General features: G+C 60.1%; 20 protein-coding genes. 16 read left to right on the top strand and 4 right to left on the bottom strand.

The window, feature by feature from the left end; translation table 11 throughout:
- On the bottom strand, nucleotides 1-338 hold a 338-nt coding region (locus G518_RS40165), incomplete at its 3' end, for a helix-turn-helix domain-containing protein (RefSeq protein ID WP_028604823.1).
- 126 nt (nucleotides 339-464) lie between these two features.
- On the opposite strand from G518_RS40165, the gene G518_RS0124800 reads away from it, so the two are divergent.
- From G518_RS0124800 to G518_RS0124870, 15 genes are all read left to right on the top strand, one after another.
- On the top strand, nucleotides 465-1,457 hold the full coding sequence (locus G518_RS0124800; RefSeq protein WP_036596014.1) for a Bug family tripartite tricarboxylate transporter substrate binding protein: 993 nt from the start codon (nucleotides 465-467) through the stop codon (nucleotides 1,455-1,457).
- A gap of 53 nt (nucleotides 1,458-1,510) precedes the next feature.
- Entirely contained in the window at nucleotides 1,511-2,971 is a 1,461-nt protein-coding gene (locus G518_RS0124805; RefSeq protein ID WP_028604809.1) for an aldehyde dehydrogenase family protein, read from the top strand.
- Complete coding sequence (locus tag G518_RS0124810) at nucleotides 2,968-4,686, top strand: GMC family oxidoreductase (protein ID WP_245598129.1); 1,719 nt, start codon at nucleotides 2,968-2,970, stop codon at nucleotides 4,684-4,686. The genes G518_RS0124805 and G518_RS0124810 overlap by 4 nt, the downstream gene beginning before the upstream one ends.
- 260 nt (nucleotides 4,687-4,946) lie before the next feature.
- Nucleotides 4,947-6,242, top strand: a complete 1,296-nt coding sequence (locus G518_RS36820) for an acyl-CoA dehydrogenase family protein (RefSeq protein ID WP_051237374.1) — start codon at nucleotides 4,947-4,949, stop codon at nucleotides 6,240-6,242.
- Nucleotides 6,243-6,325: 83 nt separating this feature from the next.
- Nucleotides 6,326-7,924 carry an ABC transporter substrate-binding protein gene (locus G518_RS0124820; RefSeq protein ID WP_028604811.1) on the top strand — a complete coding sequence of 533 codons (1,599 nt, stop codon included), beginning with the start codon at nucleotides 6,326-6,328 and terminating at the stop codon, nucleotides 7,922-7,924.
- 48 nt (nucleotides 7,925-7,972) lie between these two features.
- The gene (locus tag G518_RS40745) at nucleotides 7,973-8,926 is read left to right on the top strand and encodes an ABC transporter permease (protein ID WP_028604812.1); all 954 of its coding nucleotides are present in this window, start codon (nucleotides 7,973-7,975) and stop codon (nucleotides 8,924-8,926) included.
- Nucleotides 8,923-9,771: an ABC transporter permease gene (locus G518_RS40750; RefSeq protein WP_084652260.1), complete on the top strand. Its 849-nt coding sequence runs from the start codon at nucleotides 8,923-8,925 to the stop codon at nucleotides 9,769-9,771. Before G518_RS40745 ends, G518_RS40750 begins: the two co-directional genes overlap by 4 nt.
- A complete protein-coding gene (locus G518_RS36830; RefSeq protein WP_084652262.1) occupies nucleotides 9,768-11,456 on the top strand; it encodes a dipeptide ABC transporter ATP-binding protein in 1,689 nt (562 codons plus the stop codon). Before G518_RS40750 ends, G518_RS36830 begins: the two co-directional genes overlap by 4 nt.
- 55 nt (nucleotides 11,457-11,511) lie before the next feature.
- A complete protein-coding gene (locus G518_RS0124840) occupies nucleotides 11,512-12,690 on the top strand; it encodes an LLM class flavin-dependent oxidoreductase (protein WP_028604813.1) in 1,179 nt (392 codons plus the stop codon).
- 17 nt (nucleotides 12,691-12,707) lie between these two features.
- Entirely contained in the window at nucleotides 12,708-14,300 is a 1,593-nt protein-coding gene (locus tag G518_RS0124845; RefSeq protein WP_036596016.1) for an ABC transporter substrate-binding protein, read from the top strand.
- A 9-nt stretch (nucleotides 14,301-14,309) separates the two neighbouring features.
- The gene (locus G518_RS0124850; protein ID WP_028604815.1) at nucleotides 14,310-15,287 is read left to right on the top strand and encodes an ABC transporter permease; all 978 of its coding nucleotides are present in this window, start codon (nucleotides 14,310-14,312) and stop codon (nucleotides 15,285-15,287) included.
- Nucleotides 15,284-16,126 (top strand): ABC transporter permease, encoded by an 843-nt coding sequence (locus G518_RS0124855; RefSeq protein WP_028604816.1) that lies wholly within the window; start codon nucleotides 15,284-15,286, stop codon nucleotides 16,124-16,126. The genes G518_RS0124850 and G518_RS0124855 overlap by 4 nt, the downstream gene beginning before the upstream one ends.
- A 20-nt stretch (nucleotides 16,127-16,146) precedes the next feature.
- Nucleotides 16,147-17,361 carry an SfnB family sulfur acquisition oxidoreductase gene (locus G518_RS0124860; RefSeq protein WP_051237375.1) on the top strand — a complete coding sequence of 405 codons (1,215 nt, stop codon included), beginning with the start codon at nucleotides 16,147-16,149 and terminating at the stop codon, nucleotides 17,359-17,361.
- Between the two features lie 35 nt (nucleotides 17,362-17,396).
- Entirely contained in the window at nucleotides 17,397-19,052 is a 1,656-nt protein-coding gene (locus tag G518_RS0124865; RefSeq protein WP_051237376.1) for a rhodanese-like domain-containing protein, read from the top strand.
- A complete protein-coding gene (locus G518_RS0124870; RefSeq protein WP_028604819.1) occupies nucleotides 19,045-20,865 on the top strand; it encodes an ABC transporter ATP-binding protein in 1,821 nt (606 codons plus the stop codon). Before G518_RS0124865 ends, G518_RS0124870 begins: the two co-directional genes overlap by 8 nt.
- Before the next feature lie 29 nt (nucleotides 20,866-20,894).
- Here the strand turns inward: G518_RS0124870 and G518_RS0124875 are convergent, their stop codons facing one another.
- The 3 genes from G518_RS0124875 to G518_RS36835 all read right to left on the bottom strand — a co-directional run bounded on the left by G518_RS0124875 (nucleotide 20,895) and on the right by G518_RS36835 (nucleotide 24,092).
- Nucleotides 20,895-21,869, bottom strand: coding sequence for a Bug family tripartite tricarboxylate transporter substrate binding protein (locus G518_RS0124875; RefSeq protein WP_028604820.1), 975 nt, complete (start codon nucleotides 21,867-21,869; stop codon nucleotides 20,895-20,897).
- Between the two features lie 313 nt (nucleotides 21,870-22,182).
- The gene (locus G518_RS0124880; RefSeq protein WP_028604821.1) at nucleotides 22,183-23,010 is read right to left on the bottom strand and encodes a hypothetical protein; all 828 of its coding nucleotides are present in this window, start codon (nucleotides 23,008-23,010) and stop codon (nucleotides 22,183-22,185) included.
- 53 nt (nucleotides 23,011-23,063) lie between these two features.
- Nucleotides 23,064-24,092, bottom strand: coding sequence for an FkbM family methyltransferase (locus G518_RS36835; protein ID WP_051237377.1), 1,029 nt, complete (start codon nucleotides 24,090-24,092; stop codon nucleotides 23,064-23,066).
- A 355-nt stretch (nucleotides 24,093-24,447) separates the two neighbouring features.
- On the opposite strand from G518_RS36835, the gene G518_RS0124890 reads away from it, so the two are divergent.
- A complete protein-coding gene (locus tag G518_RS0124890; RefSeq protein WP_028604822.1) occupies nucleotides 24,448-24,711 on the top strand; it encodes a VF530 family protein in 264 nt (87 codons plus the stop codon).
- Nucleotides 24,712-24,966 lie beyond the last annotated feature (255 nt).

The raw sequence follows: 24,966 nt of genomic DNA on the forward strand, positions 1-24,966 counted from the left end.
CGCACCTCGCGAATGCAAACGACCTTGAGCCCATGCAGCCGCGACAGCAGAACCGTTGCGCCGGTGCGTGCGGATAGGCTGTCCATAATCTCGCCGGCCGCGGCCAGAAGCGGGTCATTGAGCCTGATGACGCGGTCTAGTTCAACGATGGTGGATCCCAGCACATATTCGTTGAGCGATGCCCGCTCGACCAGCCCTGCGGCTTCCAAGTCGCCAAGGTAACGGTAGGCAGTAGCAAGCGACACCCCGAGGAACTCCGCCACCTCCTTAGCCGTGAGCCGCGCAGGGCCGTCGCGGAAGTGTTGCAACACCTGAAGGACCTTGGTAATCATGGTCATGGCACTCCCTCGCTCTGCGATCTCGGTGCCGATTCGCACCATTTGAGAATTCTACTTGTCCCCTGTCGGGGCGGCGGACAAAATTCGCACACACCCGGATATCACCCCGGCTTCCAGGAAAACCGCATGCTAACAACCTCATCCATCGGGCTTCGCGTCTTGCGCGGTGCAGCCCTCATTAGCCTCGTCGCCTGCACAACACTTGCAATGGCACAAAGCGCGCCCAATCAGTTCTCAATCGTGGTGCCGTATGCACCGGGCGGCCCTGCCGACGCGGCGGCCAGGCTGATCCGGCCGGTGTTTGAATCCGCACTGGGAAAAACCACCATCGTTGAGAACTTGGCTGGCGCAGGCGGCTCGATTGGAGCGACAAAAGTACTGCGCGCCGTGGATGGCAGCCAGATCTTGATGGGCTCACCCAACGAAGTCATCCTGGCGCCGCTGGGCCTGTCTGCAGTCAAATACAAGCCGGACGACTTCCGCCTTGTGGGTACGGTGGGCGAACTGCCCTATGTGCTGATCGCACGCCCCGATTTTCCGGCTGGCACAGTAGACGAGTTGATCGCGTACTCCAAAGCGAACGCGGCACGCCCCTTAAGCTACGGCAGCATGGGCAGCGGGTCAATCAATCATCTGGCCACCGAGGCCTTTGGCACGAAGACAGGCGTCCGGCTCAACCACATCCCATACAAAGGCGCGGCCCCGCTGGTGCAGGATGTGGCCAGCGGTCAGATCGATTTCGCCTTCACGCCTTTGGCCGGTCCGGTGCAGGGCTTGATCGACACCGGCAAGGTCAAGTTCTACGGCTTGACCAGTGCCGCCCGCAGCGCTCGCTGGGCCGATTGGCCGACTGTCAATGAAGGCAAGGTGCTCAAGGACTTCGTCTACAGCATCTGGGTTGGACCCGTGGTGTCCAAAAGCACGCCCGAGGCCGCCGTGCAGCGGATTAACGCCGCACTCGCCGAGGCGCTGCGTCAACCCGATGTGAGCAAGGGCTTGGCCGCGGCGGGGTTCCTTGCCACGGGTACAGCGTCTCTGCTTGATGCACAGAAGCTGTACACATCCGAGGCGGATAAGTTCAGAAACATCGCCGATGCGATCAAGCTGCAGCCGCAATGAGAGGCGCTGGGGCCAGGATGCACTCTGTGGTCCCAACATAAAAAAGAGGATTCATGAAAGCAGAAAAAGTTGAGACTCTGGGGCGCCAATGGATCGGCGGCGAATGGCTTGAGCACGGCAATGATGCCGTTTTTGCGAGTTTCAATCCCGCGAATGGAAACATCCTTGGCCACGCTGCAGATGCGGATGTTCGCCAGGTCGAAGCGGCGATTGATGCGGCGCGCCAGGCGTTCGACACAACCACATGGAGTAGTTCGCCTCGTCTGCGTGCCCAAGTGCTGCTGCGCTTCGCTGCGAATGTCGCGGCCCGCGCGGACGGTCTTGCACGCCTTTTGACGGCTGAGAACGGAAAGCCGCTGGCAGTCGCGCGGGCGGAAATTCGAAACTGCATCAGCGAGTTGGAGTACTACGCCGGGCTCACGCGACAGATCGCCGGCCGGTCGCTGCAAACTTCGCCGGGCGTCCACAGCCTTCTGCAGCGCGAGGCGTCGGGTGTAGCAGCTGTCATCACGCCTTGGAACGCGCCGGCCATCTTGCTGGTGCGTTCGCTGGCTCCAGCCTTGGCCGCCGGGTGCACCATCGTCGTCAAGGGCGCAAGGCAGACCGCCCTGGTGCACACGGCCATGATGGAGTGTCTTGCGGCCGTTGACGAACTTCCACATGGCGTGGTCAACAGTTTCTCTGAGAGTGGGCATGCGGGCGCACAAACCCTGGTACGGTCACCGAGCGTGGACGTCCTAGCCTACACCGGCTCTACCGCTGTCGGGCGGCAGATCATGGCCGATGGCGCGCAGACTCTCAAACGACTGTGCCTGGAGCTGGGTGGCAAGGCACCCTGCATCGTATTCGGAGATGTGGACGTTCGCGCCACCGCGACGGCGGTCGCGCGCGCGGCAACCGCCCTCGCGGGGCAGCTGTGCACCGCGGCTTCGAGGGTGCTGGTCGACGTCAGGATCGCCGATGCCTTCCGCGATGCACTTACTGAGTCCCTGGATTCGATCGTCGTGGGCGACGGGTTCGATCCAGCCACCCAGATGGGCCCGCTGATCGACCAGGCGTCCTGCGAACGAATGGAACGGCTGTGCGACGAAGCCTCGCGCCATGGCGAGGTGCTGCTCCCAGTTCGTCGTCTGCCGGGTCAGGACGAGCGCGGCGCCTTCCTGCGACCCGGCCTCGTTGCCGTGCAAGACCTGAGCGCGCCGGGCGCGGGCGAGGAGGTGTTTGGCCCGCTGCTTAACTTCGAGACATTCACCGACGCACAGGACGCGATTCACCGTGCGAACTTCCACCCCTTCGGCCTGGCGGCCAGCGTTTGGAGCCGGGACGTGGGTCGTGCTCAGGCCGTGGCGCAGCGCGTTCGCGCAGGAACGGTGTGGATCAACACGCACAACATCGTCCTGCCGGAGGTAGAAATGGGTGGCCTGCGCGATAGCGGCTTCGGTCTGCAACACGGAGTCGATGGGCTCGATCTGTTCCTGCAGACACGCCACATCTACCGCGAGGATGTGGCGTGAATGCCGTACCTTCAGTTGGTATCGCCGACGGCGCCACCTTCGATGTGGTGATCGTCGGCGGCGGTTCGGCCGGCTGCGTCCTGGCCAGCAGGCTATCGGAAGACCCCTCGACTTCCGTGCTGCTTATTGAGGCTGGCGAGGACATGCCGCCAGGCCAAGTCCACCCGGACATCCTTAGCAGTTTCCCGCTGGCCACTTTCCGCGGCGACAAATGGCTCTGGCCCGGGCTGCGCGTTCGTCCCGCTGCCGGAAGGGCTCCAGTACCGTACGAGCAAGGCCGAGTACTGGGAGGTGGCTCAACCGTGAACGCACAAGCCGCCAACCGCGGGCTGCCACGCGATTACGACGACTGGTGCGCGTCAGGGGCTGCAGGTTGGGGGTGGGACGACGTTCTTCCCTATTTCCGCAAGCTCGAGCGCGACCTGGACTTTGGCGGCCCATTGCATGGCGATGCAGGTCCGATCCCCGTGCGCCGCATCCCGCAGGGGCAATGGAACGGCTTTTCGCTGGCGTTGCGCAAGGCCTACTTGAATGCCGGATTCGGAGAACTACGCGACCAGAACGGAGAGTTCGGCGACGGCTTCTTCTCGCCCGCCATTTCTAACGAGGACGACCACCGGGTGACGGCTGCGATGGCGTACCTAGACGCGAACGTGCGCCGTCGCAAGAACCTCCAAATCCTCACTGGCCATCGCGTCGACCGGATCGCGTTCGATGACCGGGTTGCCACGTCCGCCCAGGTTTCGTACGGCGCGCGGCCCGTATTCAGCGTACGTGGACGGCGCTTTGTGCTCACCGCCGGTGCGCTCCATACGCCCGCTCTGTTGCTTCGCTCGGGAGTTGGGCCTGCCGAGGAACTGCTGCCGCTAGGTGCGCAAATGGTTGCCAACGTACCTGGGATTGGCCGCAGGCTACAAGACCATCCGGGAATCGCATTGTGTCAATACCTACCGCGGGGATTCCGCGCGCCTGCGCCGCCTGTGCGCGCGAGCCTGCTTGGCCTGCGTTATTCGTCAGGCTTTGGTGCGAGCGAAAACTCGGACATGTATGTTGCCAGCTCGGGCCGGGCAGCTTGGCATGCGATGGGAGCCCGGTTGGCCACCTATTTCCTTTGGTGCAACCGTCCGTACGCCCGCGGCCAAGTCCGCCTGACGTCGATGGACCCCAACGTCGCGCCCGAAGTCGACCTCAACTTGCTGGGCGATGAGCGCGACGCACTGCGCATGGCTGACGGCGTGCACCGGCTCGCTGGCATCGCGCAGTCGATGCCTTTCGCACACCTGGGAGGAGCGATGCCGCTGGCGCTGTCGCCACGGGCCAAGGCATTGTCGCGAATCACTCCTTCCAATGCGGCTCTGGCGCAAGTTGCTGCGACAGTGGTCGATGCCGCTGGGCGACTGCGCCCGCTGCTACTGCGCCACGCAGTCAATGGCGGGTGGTCCATCCGGGAACTGCTCACCAGCAGCGAAGCGATGCAGAAGTTTCTTCGCGCGCAGACCTTCGGTATGTGGCACGTGAGTGGGACCTGCAAAATGGGGCATCCGGATTCGCCTGACACCGTGGCCGACGCGCACGGCAAGGTCGTAGCGCTCGCAAACGTGTGGGTGGCCGACGCTTCTGTCATACCTACCCTGCCCAGCGCCAATACCAATCTGCCCGTTCTTATGGTGGCGGAAAAGATCAGTGACGGCCTTCGCAAGCTGGCGATGTCGTAAGGCGTTGGGTGTGGGAGACGCACGCGTAGTGGGTACCGCCAAAAGCTACGTGATAGAGATTCAACAAGCGGCCCCAGCCTTCGGGTCATGAAGCAACGCTCAACATGAGCTAAGTGTTATTTAGGACACGGGCAAGGTCGCTCACCGCATAACCATATGTGGAGGGCTTCGTTGTGGAACGCCGGCGTGGTTTGTAAATTCGTTGCTGAAAACATCTTTTCGATGCAAGCAAAGAATGAATCGAACTACACGGAATCCAAATGACGCTCACGACCGAAGCTGACGTGCCCCAGCGCAGCGACAACCGCTCCGAGGACGAGGGCGAAAGGTCCGCACGCGCATCCACCGCTCCCTCCAAGACGACGGAATCCCAGGACACCTGGACGGAGTTGTTCGCCACCATAGCCAGCACCGCCGCGCAGCGGGAAGACGAGGGCCGCTTACCGCACGATGAAGTGCGGGCGCTATTGGCGCGTGGCTTCGGCGCGCTGCACGTGCCGCGCGAGTTTGGTGGCGCAGGTTTAAGCTACCGCGAGTTGTTCGCGCTGGTGGTTCGCCTGGGTGCAGCTGATGCCAACATCGCTCACATCTTCCGTAACCACTACGCCTTCGTCAACGGGCTACTGACGCTGGGCGACCGGGACCAAGCGGCACATTGGCTCACTCGTGCAGGCCAGGGCGATCTCTTTGCGCAGGGCGTGACGGACGCTGTGCGCCCCGTCAACGCAGATGGAAGCGTGGCGGATCTCAGCCGCTTCAGCACCACATTGCGCGAAGATGAAAAGGGGCACTACCTGGAGGGCCAGAAGCAATACGCCACTGGTAGCGTCTATGCGGATTGGATTGCCGTTCAGGCCACCACCGAAGACGGCGCGCAGACCTTTTCAGCAGTGGTGTCGACGCAGGACACGGGCGTGAAGGTGATAGACGATTGGGCCGGCTTTGGCCAGCGCTTTACTGGCAGCGGCACCGTTATTCTTGATCATGCGCGCCTCGACACCAAGCTGCAGCTGCTGCGCCGCGATCGCCTGCGCCCTGGTACGGAATACAGCTCCAGCCTACCCCAGTTGTTCCTGACCGCCGTCATTGCGGGCATCGTACAAGCCTCTTTCAACGATGCCCTGCAGTTGATAAAGACCCGCAAACAGCATCTTTACTTCGCGCCTTCGTCCACGCCCACGGAAGACCCGTTGTTGTTGCAAACCTTGGGGCAACTTGCCGCTAACGCTTTTGCGGCGCGGTCAGTCATTCTGCACGCGGCTGAAGCGCTGGATGCAGCCGCCGCGTTGCCCGTCGTGCAACGATCGGCAGCCAATCAAGCAGCCGCGCTGGCTGCGGCACAAGCCAAGGTAGTGATCGATGCCTTAGGCACGACGTCTGCCACGCTGCTGTTCGATACCGCCGGAGCATCCGCGACGCATCGCGGCAAGCAACTTGATCGTCATTGGCGCAATGCCCGCACGATCGCCTCGCACAACCCGTCTTCGTACAAAGGGCTAGCCATTGGCGCCCATCTTGCACGCGGCGAACCCTTGCCCAAGCAAGGGTTCTTCTAAGTTCAGAGCAACGCAGCCGGTCGGCGGAACCTTTTCTTCGGCCGGCGTGGCGAATGCCGACCAACACACCTGGAGTCATCACAATGAAAGCAAGCAAATCCGCCGTCCTGGCAGGATTGATCGGAACGGTATTCGCCGTCAGTGCGCCACTTCCGGCCGCAGCAGACACACCGCAGCGTGGCGGTACTCTGCGTGTGCTGGACTATCTGGCATGGATCTGCCTGGCGCCTTCGGCGGGCGGCACCTACGCCAACTCAGTCATTTCCAACAGCATTCTCGAGCGGTTGGTCTATCAGGACCCGAAGACGGCGCAACTGTCTCCCTGGCTTGCCGAATCCTGGAAGTCCAATGAGGACGCCACTCGCTTCACCTTCGTGCTGCGCAAGAACGTGACCTTCAGCGATGGCACTGCCCTGACTGCCAGCGTCATCAAGAGCAACCTGGACCAGATTGCACTCGGCAATGCCGATCAGGCCATCCCGCGCTGGACCATGGTCGCAGACTATGACCGGACCGAAGTCGACTCACCCACCCAGGTGACGGTGTATTTCAAGAAGCCTAATGTCAGCTTCCCGCAGCAGCTCTCCATGCCGCAGGCAGGCATCATTGCAGAAAGCTCGCTCAAGTTGCCCTACCAGGAGCAATGCCAGGGCAAGAATCTGGTGACCACCGGGCCCTTCGTGTTTGCGTCTGAGAGACCAGGCAAAGAAATTACCTATAAGCGCCGTGACCAATACAACTGGGCACCCCCCGCGCTAAAACATCAAGGTCCAGCCTATCTGGATGGCTTTGTGCACACCATTGCCACAGAAGGCAGTGTCCGGGTGGGCACCTTGCTGGCAGGGCAAGCTGACGCCGCACGCGGCATCTTGCCGACCGATGAGCCTCTAGTGAAGCGTTCGTCGCGCCATCACCTGGAAGCGATTTCGTCGAACGTGGCCAATGTGCTCACGGTTAATTCCAGCACGCCTACTCTGCAGGATGTGCAGGTGCGCCGTGCACTGAACCTGGCCACCGACCGCGCCGAACTCAAGAAAGCCCTGCTGTCCGACAGCTACGCATTGGCTACCTCTGTCCTGGGCCGCAACAACCCCGGCTGGGCAGACCAATCAGCCCGCTTGGCGTACGACCCCAAGGCGGCAGCGGCACTGCTCGATGAGGCAGGGTGGAAGCTGGGCCCAGATGGTTATCGCTACAAGAACGGTGTGAAGCTGACCATTCCCACCTACATCTCCGCGCACCACATTACCTCGCAGGGAGGCTTTGAGCTGCTGAGCGAGCAGTGGAAACGAGTGGGCATAGATTTGCGTCTGCACAAATCCGACACCGCAACCTATTCCAAGGTTCAGCGCGACGGCAAGCTCAACGCGTTCTTCCAGACCTCTCAGATCCGCTTCGATATCGACGCGCTGCGCTTCACCTGGGACAGCACTGTTGGCAATCAAGCCAATAAGGAAATCCCGGAACTGAACGATCTGGTGCGCAAGCAAAACCAGACGACCGATCTGAAGGCGCGCAAGCAGATCGCAGCGCAGGTACAGAACTATGTGCTGGAAAACGGGTTGGCCATCCCTTTGTATGAAGACGCGCTGGTCTACGGGGTTGCCAATTACGTCAAGGGTATCGGCCACGAAGCCCAGGGGCGACCCTACTTCCTGACCGCCTGGCTTGCGAAGAAGTAAGCCCAATTCTGTTTGAGAAGGGCGCGCTGCCGCCCTGGACCCACCTTTATGTTGCGATACCTCACCCGCCGCACCGGACAGGCTCTGCTCGTGCTGTGGCTGGCCTACACGGCCAGCTATGCATTGCTGTATCAGATTCCATCGAACCCCATCAGCGTTCGGCTGGCCGATCCGGACAATCCGGTGAGCCCCGACGACGCAGCCAGGATCCTGGCTTACTACGGTCTGGATCGACCTGTGTGGGAACAATATCTGGGGTCTTTGCAGCGGCTTTTTGAGGGGGATATTGGCTTTTCCCTGATCTCGGGTGAGCGCGTCAGCACATTGGTGGCCAAGGCCATCCCATCCACGCTGCAATTGACGGCACTTGGGCTGGTCTTTGCAATCCTGCTGGCACTTGCGATTGTCAGCATTGTCTCGTTGACCCGCTGGGAATCCCTGCGCCGTGCGCTGGAACTGCTGCCCAGCCTGTTCGTCTCCGTGCCCATGTTCTGGCTGGGGCTGTTGGTGATCCAGTTGTTTTCCTTCAGGTTGGGCATGTTCGTGGCGGTGGACGATCAAGCGCCCTCATCGCTGCTGTTTGCTGCGCTCGCAATGGCGCTACCGGTGAGCGCGCCTCTGGCTGCGGTGCTCATGGCCAGTGTTCAGGCGGTGTACCACGAACCCTTTGTCGAGGTGCTCAAAACCAAGGGGGTTGGCGCAATTCGTATCTACCTGCGTCATGTGCTGCGCAATTCGCTTATGCCGGCGTTAACCGTGTTGGGTATCACTACCGGCGAATTAGTCGCCGGCGCAGTCGTCACCGAAACCATTTTCTCGCGACCTGGCCTGGGCCACCTGACCGAGCGTTCGGTCGCGAACCAGGACCTGCCGGTCATTCAGGCAGTGGTGCTGATTGCCGCCGCGGCCTTCGTGCTCGCCAACTGGCTGGTCGACGTCGTTCACCCACTGGTAGACCCGCGCGTGCGCACTACACCTGCTCCCAAGGAGTCCGCGACATGAATACCGCCACCATTTATCGCCACGCAGGCCTCACGCCCCTTAGGCTTGTGCGGATCAAGCAGCCTGGACTGGTCCTGGCGTTGTTCGTAATCGCTTTAGCCGTGCTATGTGCGGTGGCGCCGGGCTTGCTCGCGCCCTATGGTCCTTTGGATGCCGACCCCGCCAACCGCTTGCTGGCACCTAGCTTTCAGCATCTGTTCGGCACAGACAACCTGGGGCGAGACGTCTTGAGCCGCACCATCCATGGCGCTGTGCTGTCTCTCAGCGGGGCGACGATCGCCGTATCTTTGGGTCTCTCTGCGGGCGTGTTCATCGGCGTACTGGCAGGCTACGGGCGTGGCCTGGTCGACGCGGTGGTCATGCGCCTGATTGATGTGCTGCTGGCGGTGCCGAATCTGCTCCTCAGCATGGCCATCGTCGTTACTTTCGGCTTTGGTACCTGGAACGCTGCATTGGCCGTGGGTGTCGCTTCGATTGCGGTCTTCGCGCGCCTGACGCGCGCCGAAGTGCTGCGCGTACGTGCCTTGCCCTATGTGGAAGCGGCGCGTGGATCAGGGGTGGGTCATGTCGGCATCGTGTTCCGCCATATCCTGCCCAACGCGATCACACCGGTCCTGGGGCTCGCTGCCTTGCAGTTCGGGACTGCGATTCTCGCCATCGCCACGCTGGGTTTCCTGGGATTTGGCACGCCACCGCCTACACCAGAGTGGGGTTTGCAGGTTGCCGAAGGCCGCGACTTCCTGGCATTCGCCTGGTGGTTGACGACTTTGCCCGGGTTGGTCATCGTGGCGGTCGTGCTTTCGGCCAGCCGCGTCGCCACTGAAATCCGCAGGAGGGTGCGATGAGCCAGCTCTCTGCAGTCTATGGCACCACCCTGGACGACGAAGGCAACCGGCACGGCGACATCGTGCTGGCCGTCAGTGATCTCGCCGTGACTTACCGCGGACAGGGCCGCGACATCCTGGCCGCTACAAAAGTGAGCTTTCAACTGCGGCGAGGCGAAACCACCGCGCTACTGGGGGAATCGGGCTCGGGCAAAAGCACCATCGTCGGCGCTGTCGCGGGCACGCTGCCGGCGTCGGCGCTCACTGTGGGCACTGTCCTGTTCGGTGATGACAATCTCCTGACCCTGCCAGAACATCGTTTCCAGCGCCTGCGCGGTACGGCTCTGGGCTATGTGCCGCAAAACCCGGGGCGCTCGCTAGACCCTTTGCAACACATTGGCCAGCAACTGGACGAAGTTCTGGTGGTTCATGGCTTGCGAGCAACGCGCGCGGACCGTTGGAATCGCGTTCTGCATCTTCTGGAGCGCGTGGGCTTTCGCAACGCGGCCACCGTGGCGCGCCAATACCCGCATGAATTGTCCGGCGGTATGCAGCAACGCGTGCTCATCGCCATAGCCATGGCCTGGACGCCTCAAATTCTGATCGCAGACGAGCCTACATCGGCACTGGACGTCACGGTGCAGAAGGGCATTCTTGACCTCATCGATCAGCGCCGTGCCGAAGACCACATGGGTGTGCTGCTGGTCACCCACGACATTGGAGTGGCCGCCGAACGGTCTCAACATGTGGTGGTGCTGCGGCACGGTCGCATCGTCGAAGCCGGCCCCACTCAGCAAGTGCTTGGTGATCCCCAACACGAATACACCCGCCAATTGCTTCGCGATGTGCCGGGTGCCGGTCCTAGCCAGCGCGCGCCGCTCAACAGGGCAACGCGTGCGCCCGCCATCAGCCTGTCCGGTGTCAGCGTGCAATACCTTGCGCGCGGCGGCGCCACCGGGCCCAAGGCAGTGAACGATGTGTCCTTCGACGTGGCGCAGGGTTCCACCTTGGCCATCGTCGGCGAATCTGGTTCAGGAAAAACCACCACGGCCCGCGTGATTGCGCGCTTTCTCGCACCCTCCGCTGGCGAGGTCGTGGTGCGGAACGCATCCGGCGCAAAACTGACCGGTGTCCCGGATCACGACTACCGCCGGCATGTGCAGTTCGTCTACCAGAACCCGTATCTATCGCTGAACCCCCAACACCGCATCCAGACGGTGTTGACTGAGCCCTTGCGTGCCTTGGGCATAGGCACTCCGGACTCTCATGCAGCACGGGTCGAAGAACTGCTCGATATGGTGGCCTTGCCCAAAGACGTGCTCACACGCAAATCGCGCGAGCTGTCTGGCGGCCAGTTGCAGCGCCTGGCCATCGCCCGCGCACTGGCGGCTCAACCCGGCATCCTGGTTTTGGACGAACCTGTTTCGGCGCTGGACGTCACCGTGCAGGCGCAGATTCTGCGGCTGCTCGAAACTTTGCAGTCCAGCCTGGGACTGACCTACCTCTTCATCTCCCACGACCTCGCTGTGGTGCGCCGCATCGCCGACGAAGTGGCAGTGATGCGCGAAGGCGAGGTCGTCGAACGCGGGCTGACCGAGCAGGTGTTCGCCCAGCCTACCCATCCCTATACGCGGGAGTTGATCGCTGCAGCGCCTGGCCTGCGCCTGAGCGTAGGCAACGCGATGGCAGCCCCTCTTTTTTCTTGAACCGGATATTGACGATGACCTACGGCCTACACCGCGCACTCCTGGATGACCTTCGATGAGCGCACAGTTGCAACATTCTCCGGCGGACGATCCGCACAGCCCGCTCGCCCGCGTTCTGCGTCAACCCCTGATCCTGGGCCTGTTCTTGCCAGTGCAAGACGGTGGCTGGACGCCATCGACGCTGCCGCGCACAACCACCTGGACTTTCGACTACAACGCCGCCCTCACCCAGCGCGCGGAAGCGCTTGGCTTTGATCTGGTGTTCGCACTGGCGCAATGGGCCAGCGCTGGTGGGTACGGAGGCGACATCCGCTACCGCGAGATATCGCTTGATTCGTTCATGGCCACCGCAGCGCTCTCCGCGTGCACCAAGCGCATTCTGCTGATTTCGACCTTGCACGTGCTCTACGGCCCCTGGCACCCGGTCCATCTGGCCAAGTTCGGCGCCACACTGGATCACATTTCCAAAGGGCGCTGGGGCATCAATGTTGTGACCGGATATGCGGAGCGCGAGCCGCTCATGTTCGGCATGAAAAAGATCGAGCACGACAAACGATATGAAATGGCCGATGTCTTCGTGCAGCGGCTCAAGCAGCTCTGGACGCGTACCAACAACCTGACGGTGGATGGCCCGTACTGGGCCATGGAGGATGCCTTCGTCTCGCCAAAACCAGTGCATGGACGGCCTATTCTGGTGAATGCGGCGGGTTCGCAACCGGGCATCCAGTTCGCCGCGCAGCACTCCGACCTGATCTTCATCACGAGCCCCGCTGGCAATCAGATGGAAGACGCGTTGGCCAGCCTGCCTGATCACATTGCCAATATCCGCGCCACGGCAGCGGCCGCCGGCCGCTCGCTGCGCACCATGATCAACCCGATGGTGATCTGCCGCGACACCGAAGCAGAAGCCATTGCCTACCGAGACGCCATCGAAGCCGCCGCCGACGTGGCCGCAGTAGAGAACTTCGCGGAACACGGACGCCGGGGCGATGCCCAGGCCTGGAGCAAGCAGCGCCGCCAACACCGCGCCATCGGAGGGAACCTGCATTTGGTGGGAAGCCCGGAGCAGATCGTCGATAAGTTGCTCAAGTTGAAGGCCGCCGGCATCGACGGCGTGCAGTTGACCTTCTACGACTTCGCTCCAGATCTGGAGTATTTCGGCGAGAAAGTCCTGCCCCTGCTTTACGAAGCCGGCCTGCGCATTCCGGACGCCCATACAGAACCCAAGCAATGACACAAGGAAACCAAACCATGACGACAGACCGCCGAAAATTCATACTGAGCTCCATGGCCACCACAATAGCCGGCGCCCTCCCCCTGGAGGCGTTGGCTCAGGAAAAGCCGCGTGAGGGCGGCACGTTCATCGTCAACCTCGAGCCTGAGCCCTCAGGTTTCCTTTTCAACTCCAACACAGCCGGCGTATTGGCCGGGCAAGTCGTCGAAGGCCTGGTGGCCTACGACAAAGACTACAAACCCGTGCCGGCCCTCGCTGAACGCTGGGAGTCTTCTCCAGATGGGCAAACCATCACCTTCCATTTGCGCCGCGGTGTGAAGTGGCATGACGGAAAGCCCTTCACCTCCGCCGATGTGCAGTACACAGTGCTAGAGGTCGTCAAGAAAGTGAACCCACGCGCTGGCACTGCGTACAAGGCGGTGCAAGCTGTTGAAACGCCCGACGCGCATACCGCGATCTTCAAGCTGTCAGAGCCGTCGCCCGCGATCTGGTCAGTGCTTTCTTCCGCCGAGGCCGCTATCTTGCCCCGCCATTTGTACGAAGGCAAACCGCCGCTGACGAATGAATGGAACAACAAGCTGATCGGAACAGGTCCGTTCGTGTTCAAAGAGTGGCAGCGCGGCGACTACATATTGTTGGAACGCAATCCTGATTACTGGGGAGGTCGCCCCCTTCTGAACCGCGTGCGCTTCAAGACCATTACCGATCCCGGTTCGCGTGCGGCGGCACTGGAGGCGGGTGAGGTCCACTACTCGCCCTTCAGTTCAGTGGCTCCTTCCGAGGTGACTCGCTTGAAGAACACCCGCGGTCTCCGCGTGGAGACCGGTGGTTACGGGATTTTCGTTCCTCAGTTCTTCTTCGACTTCAATCTGGACCGGCCACAGTTCCGCGACAAGCGCCTGCGCGCCGCCTTCGCTCACGCGATCGACCGCCAGGCATTGGCAAACAAGGTCTGGTTTGGCTTGGCCAAGGTTGCCACGGGTCCCATCCCTAGCGCCCAGGCTGCCACCTACACCGCAGACACCACCCAGTACCCATTCGATACGAAGAAGGCAGAACAACTACTGGACGAGGCCGGTCTGCCGCGCAAAGCCGATGGGGTGCGTCTTCGCATCACCCATCACACCATGCCTTATGGCGACGCCTTCAAGCGAGTTGGCGAATTCCTGAAGGAATCGCTAAAACAGGTGGGCGTTGAAGTGGAACTGGTCAATCTGGATCTCAGTCAGTTCCACCGAACCATCTTCGGGGAACGCAACTTCGACACATTCAGCACCTACTACGCCGCAGGAGCTGACCCTCAGTTCGGCGTACTGCGCCGGTATTGGACCAAGACCATCGCCAAAGGCGTGCCGTGGTCCAACGGCACGGGTTACTCCAACCCAAAGCTGGATCAAATCATCGAGGCCAGCTTCACCGAAAACGATGCCGCCAAGCGGCGGGAACTTCTGGTGCAGTTCCAGAAGATTGCGCAGAACGACCTGCCCTCCATCAACTTGCTAGAGCTTCAGCACTTCAGTGTCGTTTCCTCGCGGGTGCGCGGTTTGAGCACGTTCCCCGACGGCTATGCCAAGTCTTTCAAAGACATCTGGCTGCAAGCCAGAGCCTAGTCCGTCCCCATGCTTCGCTATCTCGCCTATTTCGTTCACCGGCTGATCCAGGTCATTCCCATTGCCCTGCTGATCATTCTCGCCAACTTCTTTTTGCTGAAGTTGGCTCCCGGCGATATCACCGACGTGATGGCCGGCGAGATGGGCGCGGCCACACCCGAACTGATGGCCATGCTGCGCGAGCAGTTCGGTACAGACCAATCTTTGCCGCTGCAACTGCTGCATTACTACGAGAAATTGCTCAGCTTCGACCTGGGTTTCTCCTTTCGCAATGGCATGAGCGTAGCGGCACTCATTGCCGAAAGGTTGCCGGCGACGGTACTGCTGGCCAGCACCAGCCTACTGCTGGCCAGCTTGATCGGGGTTGGGCTCGGATGGCTTTCAGCCAATACCCGGCGACCTTGGCTCAAGAACGGCATCTCCATGTTCACCACCGTGGGTTTCGCCACACCGTTGTTCTGGATCGGCCTGATGCTGATCGTTCTCTTTTCCATCCATCTTAAGTGGCTGCCCACAGGAGGGGTGGAAGATATCGACGCTGAATACGAGGGAGTTGCCCGCCTGCTGGACATTGCCCGCCACATGGTCATGCCGGTGATGAGTCTCACTTTTTTCTACCTGGCGATCTATGCGCGCATCACGCGCACCGCCATTAAAGACGTGCAGCGGCTGGACTTCGTGCGCACCGCGCATGCCAAGGGATTGAGCGACGTGCGGGTGTCAGTCGTCCATGTGCTGCGCAACGCACTGCTGCCGATCGTCACGGTAACCGGCATGCAGATCGGCTCCATCTTAAGCGGTTCGGTGGTGATCGAGACCGTCTTCGCCTGGCCGGGGCTGGGCCGACTTGCCTTCGATGCTGTCGCGCAACGCGATCTGAACTTGCTACTGGGCATTCTTTTTTGCAGCTCGCTGGTGGTCATGCTGACCAACATCGCCACCGACCTGATTTACGCCGGTCTGGACCCAAGGATTGAACTGAAATGACAAGCGCTTCTCCGACCACCTGGCGCCGCTTCGCCGAGCACCCTGCCGCTGTAGCCTCTCTGGTACTGCTCGCGCTCGCTGCGCTGTGGGCCGCTTCTGCGCCCTGGGTCTTCCAGGAAGACGCCTTCGCCATGGTGGGCCAGCCGTTTCTGTGGCCCGGAGCCGATCCCCGATTTCCTCTGGGCACTGATAGCTTCGGCCGCGACATTCTGGTGGGGCTGGTTTACGGCGCACGCGTCTCGCTGATGGTGGGCTTGGCGGCGGCTGGCCTGTCGTCTGCGCTGGGCATCGCCATCGGCTTGGCGGCGGGCTACTTCGGCGGTTGGGTAGACCATGTGCTGATGCGCGTGACCGAACTCTTTCAGACCATGCCATCGCTGATCTTCGTCATCACCATCGTGGCGATCTTCAAACCTACGATCACCTCCATTGTGTTGGCCATTGGCCTGACCAGCTGGCCACAAACGGCGCGCCTGATACGGGCTGAGACACTGCGCGTGCGCGCCAGCGAATACATTGCCGCCGCCTTTGCACTGGGTCTGAGTTCGCCCCACATTGTGTGGCGCCACATCCTGCGCAACGTCATCTCGCCAGCTATCGTCACCGCCACCATCCTGGCCGGCACGGCCATTCTCACGGAAGCAGGTCTGGCGTTCCTTGGCCTGGGCGATCCCAACGTCATGTCCTGGGGCAGCATGGTCGGCGCAGGCAGGCAGGTGCTGCGCACGGCTTGGTACATCACCGCTATCCCGGGCTGCGCCATCGTACTGACCGTAGCCGCCATTACAGCGATCGGCAACGGCGTGAGCCTGGTGCTCAATCCCAATACTGATATCTAAGTACGTGTTCAAAGACCATCATGGAGACTCTCTTGTCCCAGCCTGAAGCCACAACCGCAGATGCACATCGGCTAGAGACCGAAGCTGCGGCGATCGAAGCCGTCGAACGGCTCGCCCAAAAATTCCGAAGCAGCGCCATTGAACGTGACCGCGACCGTCGTCTACCGCACGGGGAAATCGCTGAACTCAAGCAGGCGGGCATTTTTGCCATTACCGTGCCGCGTCAGTACGGCGGCCTGGGGGCCTCAGCGCGCACCGTTGGAGAGGTCTTCCGCATCTTGTCCAAGGCGGACCCCAGCATTGGGCAGATTCCGCAAAACCATTTTTGCTTTCTGCCCACTTTCTCCTTCGGCACACCGGAGCAGTCCGACTTCTTCTACCGGCGTATCCTGGCTGGAGACAGCATCGGCAACGCGCATTCAGAGAACTCACGCAAGCGAGCAGGTACCTACGAACATGACCTGCGCAAGGTCGACGGTGGCTGGACAGTCACGGGTAAGAAGTTCTATTCAACAGGCGCGGCCTTCGCCGAATGGATTCCCTTCATAGGGTATGACGACCAAAATCGCCAGCTCATGTTCTTCGTCAACGCGAAAGCCCCTGGGGTAACGTTGGTAAATGACTGGAGCGGCATGGGCCAGCGCACAACCGCCAGCGGTACGACGATCTTTGAGAATGTCTTCGTGCCGGATTTTCATGTCTTTCCCTACTACCTGGCGGGAGAAGCGACGCGCCCTACCCGGCTGCTGGCCGCTTTGATCCATTCGGCTATCGATCTCGGTATTGCCGAAGAAGCCCAGGATGACCTGCGCAGCTACATCCTCAACCAGAACCGCCCCTGGATAGACAACCCTCACGAACATCACGCGCAGGAACCTTTCATCATCCAGGCCTTTGGTGATGTGAGCCACGGTGTGCGCACGGCCGCCCGCCTCCTTCGGGGGGCAGCTGAAGACATAGACCGAGCTTGGGCTGACGGCGGCGAAGACGCCGCCTTGCACGCAGGCTTGGCCACCGCTGACGCGCGTATCGCTTGCGCCAACGCGGCGTTGAAAGTGTCGGACCAATTGTTTGCCTTGACCGGCGCACGATCCACCTTGGCTGAGTACGACCTGGACCGCCATTGGCGCAATGCACGTACCCATACCCTGCACGACCCGCTGCGGTGGAAGCTGTTCCACCTTGGTAACTACTACCTGAACGGTGTCGAACCCGGTCCTCGGTCTCTCATCTGATTCAGCCGACATCCATCAAGACAAAGGACAAACTCATGAGCGCTATTCTTGCTGCCGTACCTGACGCCATAGCCCCGGCCGTCACCATCAAAACCATCTCAGCGCGCCAGCTGGTCGCCCGCCTGCAAGATTCGCGGGAAATCGCTGTGATTGATGTTCGCGAGCTGGCCCGCCACGTAGATGACGGCCATGTGCTGCAATCCATTCCCCTGCCACTGAGCCAGCTTGAGCTCCAGGTCGATGCGTTGATTCCACGCCGCGACACCCCGGTAGTTGTCTATGACGCCGGCTTTGAAGGCCTTGCAGAGCGCGGTGCGCAGCGCCTGATCGAAGTGGGTTATCGGGACGTTGCGCTACTCAGCGGCGGCGTTCAAGGCTGGCGCGACGCGGGCTTCGAGGTTTATACAGGTTGGCACGTGCTCTCCAAGGCCTTCGGTGAATTCGTGGAGCACGCCTACGGCACCCCGCATATACCGCCCGAGGAATTGAAGTCCCTGCTTGATAGCAGCGCAGATCTCGTGGTGCTGGATGGACGCAACATCGACGAGTTCTACAACTTCAGCATTCCGGGCGCCCATGCTGTCCCCAATGCAGAACTGCCCTACCGTGTGCACGACCTCGTACCGTCCAAGGACACGCTGGTCGTGATCAACTGCGCAGGCCGCACCCGGTCCATCATTGGTGCCCAGGCGCTGATCAACACAGGCCTGCCCAATCGCGTGGTTGCACTGGAAAACGGCGCGATGGCCTGGCTCCATGCGGGCTATCCGCTAAATACCAAACATCACAACACGGCACCGACACCTTCGCATGCCGGCCTTCAGAAAGCGCTGCGTTCGATCTCCCAATTGCGCGAGCGCTTCGCCATTCAAGAGGTGGACCGCAGCGAACTGGATGCGTTGCGTGCAGACACTTCGCGCACTTTGTACCTGCTCGATGTGCGCACCCGGGAGGAATACCAGGACGGTCATCTGCCGCTGTCCGTTTGGGCCGAAGGCGGGCAACTGGTGCAGGCCACCGATCAATGGATCGCCACCCACCATGCACGCGTGGTGCTGATCGATGACAGAAACGGGGTGCGCTCGGCGATCACCGCCTCCTGGTTGATCCAGCTCGGCTGGAAGGATGTCTACACCTATGGCCTCGACACTGCCACAGATGCGCTGGAGATCGGGCCCGGACGCCGTTCAGCGGTAGGGTTGCCTGCGCCGGCCTCTCAAATCACCACAGACGAACTTAAAGAGGGCCTGGATGCCAAGAAGATCTCGCTCTTCGATTTCTCGGGCAGTCAATCCTATCGGGCGAGCCACATCCCCGGCGCGCAGTTCGCGTTGCGCTCGCGCATAGACCAGCGTCTGCTGGACGCTGCAGCGGGCCGCGACATCGTGGTCGTAGCGGCTGACCCTGCCCTAGCACGCTTGGTTGCGGCTGATATCGCTCGCATTGCAGGCAACGACAAGGTTCGGGTGTTCGCCGGAGCCAATCAAGCCTGGAAAGACAGCGGCCAAACCTTGCAGGGCGCCGATCACGCGCAATGGCATGACCCCGCCGACGACGTATGGCTATCGCCCTACTTCCGCGAAGACCGCTTCGGTGCGTTCAAGACCTATATCGATTGGGAAGTGGGTTTGATCGACCAACTCAAGCGCGACACCACCATCTCCTTCAAGCACTACGGACAACATGCCTGAGCCACTCCTTTCCGTTGCCGACTTGCGCGTTTCCTTTCGTGTGCAAGGCGCCTGGCGCGAAGTTGTCCATGGCGTTTCCTTCGACCTGCACGCTGGCGAGACCTTAGCCATTGTTGGCGAATCCGGTTCCGGCAAGAGCGTCACGGCGCTGGCCATCATGCGGCTTTTGTCCACCGACCATGCCCGTACCGAAGGCCGCATCACGTTAGCCGGTCAGGAGCTGACGTCGCTGCCAGAACGATCCATGCAGGCCATCCGCGGCAACCAGATATCCATGGTTTTCCAGGAGCCCATGACCAGCCTTAATCCGGTGCTCAGTGTGGGCTACCAGATAGGCGAGGCCTTGCGACAGCATCGCGGCCTGACCGGGCGCGCCGCGCGAGACGAAGCGGTGCGCCTGCTAGACCGTGTTCACGTGCCCAACGCACGCGGCCGCGTCAAGGACTATCCGCAACAGTTCTCAGGGGGTATGCGCCAACGGGTCATGATCGCCATGGCCCTGGCCTGCGAACCGGACATTCTGATCGCCGATGAACCGACCACAGCGCTGGATGTAACCATACAGGCTCAGATCCTGGACCTGATCAAGGAACTGCAAGCCGACACCGGCATGGCCGCGCTGTTCATCACGCACGACATGGGCGTGGTGGCAGAGATCGCTGACCGAACTCTGGTCATGTACCAAGGCCATGCTGTAGAAGCCGGTTCCACCGCGGCCATTTTCGAGACACCCCACCACGCGTACACCCGCGCCCTGCTGGCGGCGGTACCACGCCTTGGCGACTTGAAGGGCAAGCCAAGACCTGAACCCTTCAGTCTGGTAGACACAGCCACTGGACATACCCACAAACCAAGCTTCGAGGCGAGCCTTCCGCAGGACGACGTGCCGCCTGTTCTAGCTGTGCATGGGTTGACGACACGCTTCGACGTTCGCGACGGGCTGTTCGGCAGGGTCACCGCGCGCGTGCATGCGGTGGAAAATGTGTCTTTTACGATCCAGCCTGGCGAGACACTGGCGCTGGTCGGTGAGTCGGGCTCCGGTAAATCGACCATAGGCCGCTCCATCATCGGTCTGGTGACGCCCACCAGCGGTTCAATTGAGCTAGACGGCCAGGAGATCTCGGGATTCTCGCGAACCGCGTTGGCCAGTTTGCGCAAGCGCATGCAGATCCTTTTCCAGGACCCCTATGCCAGCCTGGACCCGCGTCAGACTATCGGGCAAGCCATCGCCGAACCGCTGTTGTTCCATGGTTTAGCGGATCGTTCGTCAGTAGCTGACCAGGTCGCCACGGCACTGAGAAAAGTCAGCCTGGACCCAGACATGGCCAGCCGCTACCCGCACGAATTTTCAGGCGGGCAACGCCAGCGCGTCTGCCTGGCGCGCATCCTGGGGCTGCAGCCCAGCCTGATCATTGCCGACGAATCCGTGTCCGCGCTTGATGTGTCAGTGAAGGCCAGAATCATCAATCTGATGCTGCAATTGCAGGCAGAACTCGGCTTAGCCTATCTCTTCATTTCGCACGATCTGGCCACCGTAGAACGCATCAGCCATCGCATTGCCGTGATGTATCTCGGTGAGATCGTTGAGATTGGCATGCGCGATGCCATTTTGAACAATCCGCAGCATCCCTACACGCGGCAGTTGCTCTCAGCCGTCCCGGTGCCGGATCCAGGACACCGGCGTCAACGTGCGGCCGCTACCAGCGGCACTGGCATAGATTCTCGCAGTCAACGCCATCCACTCAGTTATGTCTCGCCGAGCCGGACGTACCGCAACGTGTCACCAAGCCACTTGGTGCTCGCTACGGCATAACCCTCCGAAACCGCCGACCAACATCTGCGTTACTTGGTGTCCATGCTCGCTTTTATCCTCTTCAGCTCCGGAACCCAACGCTCGGTCTCAGCACGCACATAGGCGTCGTATTCGTCGGGGCTTGAGCCTTTAGGTTCTACGGACATCTCGCGAGCGCGCTCCTTGAAGTCTCGGTCATTCAAGACCTCGTTGACTATCTTGTTGAGTTCCTTGACGGTCTCCACGGGTGTTCCAGCGGGAACAGACAAGCCATACCAAAGATTGCCGTTGAAGTCGTAACCCTGCTCCTTGAAGGTCTGGACGTTCGGGAACTGCGGCAGCCTCGACTCACCCATGACGCCCAGCAAGGTCATGCGACCATCACTCACGTAGGGAGCAATGCCAGATGGACCGGTGCCCATGATGTCAATTTGCCCCGACACCAAGGCAATAAAACCTGGTGCCACACCGTTGAAAGGTATGTGAGTGGTCTTGAAACCGTACTTATTCTCGAAGGCCAGAGGAGCCAGGTTCGTGATGATGGCGGCTCCCGGAGAGCCTCGATTGATTTTCTCGGGGTTCGCTTTTGCGTAAGCCACCAAACCACGAATGTCCTTGAATGGAGCATCTGGACGCGCCACGATAAGAGAGGGTTGGTAGCCGATCTGAGTGACACCCCGGAAGTCTTTCTGGGGATCGTAAGTCAGCTTATCAAGCAAAACTGCATTGCTGACCAGCGTCCCAAGCGATGCAAAAAGGATGGTGCGTCCATCCGGCTTGGCGCGCGCAACGGCCGTCGCGGCGATCATGCCACTTGCACCCGGTTTGTTCTCCACCACCATCTGTACGCCACGCTTGGACAACCCATTGGAAAGCAGCCGGGCATAGAGGTCAGTCCCGCCGCCAGGCGCAAAAGGCACCACCACTTTGAGAGGTTGCGATGTCAAGGACGTGGTGGGTTGCGCAAACGCACTCAACGCGGAAAAGATAAGTGCCAAGCCAGCCACTTTGAAAGGCAACTTCATTTTTGTCTCCACAGAATCATCAAGAAGCTCAGTTGAATTGCGAAAAAATCGCGCGTCTTCTACACAGCAAAAGTGTAAGCATCTCAATGCCATGAACGCAGTACAGAAACGGAAACTCGAGGTTTCCGTTTTCTCATTTTTCCGCCCGATTCCACTGGTAGGAAATCTGCATGCAATACGGGCAGCCATAAAAAAGGACCGCCCCATCACGATCAAGGCGCACCGGCTTTTGCTCAGGTGCCCGTGATGGAGGAGTCCCTAAGCGCTGCGATCATCACGAAACTGGAACCGACTTCCGGTCAATGGTCACGCTTCACTTGTCTTTAGCTGCGAGACGAAGAACAGCGGTCAGATTAAAAAAATCCGGCACCTCGTCGAGATGAACGGTCAATCCATTCGCCAGCGTGTGCGAACCCTGAATGAGCTGAGGTAAGGAAGCGAAGTTCTCCCTGATCTGCTTGATGACTGAGGGGACGTCGTTGCATGAAGAATTTTTCAACTTCTCTTCGATGTCCAACCTGATCCCCGTCATGTGGTGCATCGTGATGTCTTGCGCAGAAAAAATGTGGTGTTTGCCACCTTTGACATAGATGCACCTCGTCGGATCCACTTGATCGACCGGATACCAACCGCAAAATTCGTGGGTTGTTTGCTCAGTCAACCGGCAGATGAACGCAGTCTGATGGTTCGGGACATGTTCCGCGCCTATCCCCCTCAACTGCAAAGTGGGCCGTCCGTAGTAGTTGACATAGCTCACAGTGGTGAAATCGATTCCGTGCTCCTCTATGAAGCGCTTGGCATCCTCAAGCTGTTGCGGAACGTAGAACTCGTCAACGTCGCAAAACATCAAATGGTCTGCGCCTGCGGCTTTGGCACATTCCAACCCCATGACCCGTTTGCGAAACTCATTGCGCCCGCCTCTGAGCGCCAGATCTGGCGTGTAGGACAGCAGGCTATCTATCAAGCCGAGCGCTGTGGCCTCCTGCAGCGCGACCCGGGAGATTTGGGAGCTTGGGTTCCCATAGTTGGATCTCTCTTGAAAGACAACCGATAGGTGGTCAACATGCGGGCGAATACTCTGAAGTACTGGGACCAGCAGCTCCCCGCCATCAAAAAAATTGAACGTCGCTGACAGCTTCATAGTTGTCTCGCAATCTCATAGCTTAAGGTGGCTCCGGAAATTCAATCTGTCCGCTACGCAGCGAATAGCACCGTCTCGGATTGACTTGTGGTGATGTGGCCAAGTCGGAGCTGATAAGCGGGCTGCAGCTCAAGGATGAGCTCAGACAGTGCCAGCAGATCATCTGATCGATGATAGGCGGCGATCGCAAGACGCGGCTTGAACTCTCGAAGTACCTGCCGGGCTCCACGCAGTGCGGCCCCTTCATGCGCTTCGATGTCCATCTTGATGAAGTCAATGCGGTCAACACGCCCGTCTTCGACAAGGCGATCCAGCGTCTCGGTGCGAACGGTGCCGTCGCCGTCAGAATTGATGTAAGAGGCTGCGCCCTGAGCCATGAACGAAAGCGTCCGTTCAGGCTGATCACTGATAGCTCTTTCAAGAACGGTCACTCGGTCGGCAAGCTCAGGATTGCGGGCGAGGTTACGATGCAAAATTTTCAAGTTCGACGCATTGGGCTCAAACGAGATAACACGCCCTTCTGGCCCGGCCTCCGCGGCGAAAGCCAGAGCCGTGTCTCCAAAGCACCCTCCGCCGTCGATCACGACATCACCGGGTTGGATATGCACCTCAGGGTGATAGTACTGCCGCGCCGTAAAAGTCGCGGCAATATTGCCAAGCCACGCTTCGATGTTGAGCTGGCTGCCGAAGTACTCGAAGTCAAACAACAACATCGGCCACGGGGGGATCGGCTCTCCGCCGGCGGGACCGACCGTCGCTGAACGCGCAGGGCCATAAACGGCCCCAAGCTGCAGCTCAGTGGCCCAGGGCATGTTGTAGCGCTGGTAACCCAACGAGCGGTACAGCAAGATGGCCAACAAGATCTCACGTGATGGGGTGTCGAGCCGGTCAGCCAGGCGGGTCCATCGATCTTCAGCTCCGGTGACCAGCGCCACAAAATGGTCCACCTCATGCAGGGTGCGGGGAATCGGTGGGTCGGCCACAGCGAGCCAGTGGTCAATGACTGGTTCCGCAATGAGATGATGACGAAGCCTGTTGATCTCGCCAAGAAGCCGGGATACAAATTGGGAGTTTTGAGTCATCTGGCGTATATCTTTTCACGGGCAAAGCTAGGACAGTGGAGGATTGAAAAGATCTGTGCCTTCTCAAAATGCGCGGGTCACCTATTCCCCAGTTCATATGAGTCCAGAATAGAGACGGTAGTTTGAATTCTCTCCGAACTTCCCGACTATCGTAGGCCAACGTAGCAAAAAAAATGCGCGATTTGCCTACGATTTTCCCTGAGACAAAGACGTGGCATTCTCCCTCGCAGAAGGCGATTCAACACGCCTGCCTCACAGGCTCGGAGAAAGCCCATTCACGGAGGTCTCGCCCTGACCATACCTTGGTTGATGCAGCTCTCTGGAAACGACGGAAGCTCACGTGCACAATCAGGCTATGAACGAAGCTTCACCTCCTGCCGCCCAACCCAAAAATCCGCTTCACGGTGTCACGCTGGAGGCTATGGTTCGCGCGCTCGAAGCCCAGTATGGATGGGCTGGACTCGCCGAGCGGATACCGGTGCGCTGCTTCTCGCATGATCCAGGTGTGAATTCCAGCCTGAAGTTTTTGCGCAAAACACCATGGGCCAGAGAGAAAGTGGAAGGGCTTTACCTGTTCATGCTTCGAGAGCAAAAACGAATGCAGCGACCTGACTATTGAGACTTTAAAAAATTGAGAAAAATACCCGTTCTGGCCTGTCGAAACCTTGCGCGGCGCATCGACCTTGCGACAGGCTTGAACGGTTTTATGCTTGACCGAAACCATAGAACTTCAACCAAACCGTTCGCGCTGAGGTTCTATGGTTTTCGTCAAGTTTTTACAGCAACGATGGAGGCGTCGAAGTTGCTTTTTTGCTTGAACAGTGAGAATGCCACGCGCAGGAGTTTTCGGGCGAGCACGATCAGGGCAGCGGTT

Source organism: Ottowia thiooxydans DSM 14619 (genome assembly GCF_000422885.1).
Lineage (GTDB): Bacteria > Pseudomonadota > Gammaproteobacteria > Burkholderiales > Burkholderiaceae_C > Ottowia > Ottowia thiooxydans.

Bases quoted from the DNA above. Each gene is read 5' to 3' on its own strand.
- G518_RS0124820 (WP_028604811.1), top strand. From the start codon at position 6,326: ATGAAAGCAAGCAAATCCGCCGTCCTGGCAGGATTGATCGGAACGGTA.
- G518_RS0124870 (WP_028604819.1), top strand. From the start codon at position 19,045: ATGCCTGAGCCACTCCTTTCCGTTGCCGACTTGCGCGTTTCCTTTCGT.
- G518_RS36830 (WP_084652262.1), top strand. From the start codon at position 9,768: ATGAGCCAGCTCTCTGCAGTCTATGGCACCACCCTGGACGACGAAGGC.
- G518_RS0124855 (WP_028604816.1), top strand. From the start codon at position 15,284: ATGACAAGCGCTTCTCCGACCACCTGGCGCCGCTTCGCCGAGCACCCT.
- G518_RS0124800 (WP_036596014.1), top strand. From the start codon at position 465: ATGCTAACAACCTCATCCATCGGGCTTCGCGTCTTGCGCGGTGCAGCC.
- G518_RS36835 (WP_051237377.1), bottom strand. From the start codon at position 24,092: ATGACTCAAAACTCCCAATTTGTATCCCGGCTTCTTGGCGAGATCAAC.
- G518_RS0124845 (WP_036596016.1), top strand. From the start codon at position 12,708: ATGACGACAGACCGCCGAAAATTCATACTGAGCTCCATGGCCACCACA.
- G518_RS40750 (WP_084652260.1), top strand. From the start codon at position 8,923: ATGAATACCGCCACCATTTATCGCCACGCAGGCCTCACGCCCCTTAGG.
- G518_RS0124805 (WP_028604809.1), top strand. From the start codon at position 1,511: ATGAAAGCAGAAAAAGTTGAGACTCTGGGGCGCCAATGGATCGGCGGC.
- G518_RS40745 (WP_028604812.1), top strand. From the start codon at position 7,973: ATGTTGCGATACCTCACCCGCCGCACCGGACAGGCTCTGCTCGTGCTG.
- G518_RS0124850 (WP_028604815.1), top strand. From the start codon at position 14,310: ATGCTTCGCTATCTCGCCTATTTCGTTCACCGGCTGATCCAGGTCATT.
- G518_RS0124860 (WP_051237375.1), top strand. From the start codon at position 16,147: ATGGAGACTCTCTTGTCCCAGCCTGAAGCCACAACCGCAGATGCACAT.
- G518_RS0124875 (WP_028604820.1), bottom strand. From the start codon at position 21,869: ATGAAGTTGCCTTTCAAAGTGGCTGGCTTGGCACTTATCTTTTCCGCG.
- G518_RS0124890 (WP_028604822.1), top strand. From the start codon at position 24,448: ATGAACGAAGCTTCACCTCCTGCCGCCCAACCCAAAAATCCGCTTCAC.
- G518_RS0124865 (WP_051237376.1), top strand. From the start codon at position 17,397: ATGAGCGCTATTCTTGCTGCCGTACCTGACGCCATAGCCCCGGCCGTC.
- G518_RS36820 (WP_051237374.1), top strand. From the start codon at position 4,947: ATGACGCTCACGACCGAAGCTGACGTGCCCCAGCGCAGCGACAACCGC.
- G518_RS0124880 (WP_028604821.1), bottom strand. From the start codon at position 23,010: ATGAAGCTGTCAGCGACGTTCAATTTTTTTGATGGCGGGGAGCTGCTG.
- G518_RS0124840 (WP_028604813.1), top strand. From the start codon at position 11,512: ATGAGCGCACAGTTGCAACATTCTCCGGCGGACGATCCGCACAGCCCG.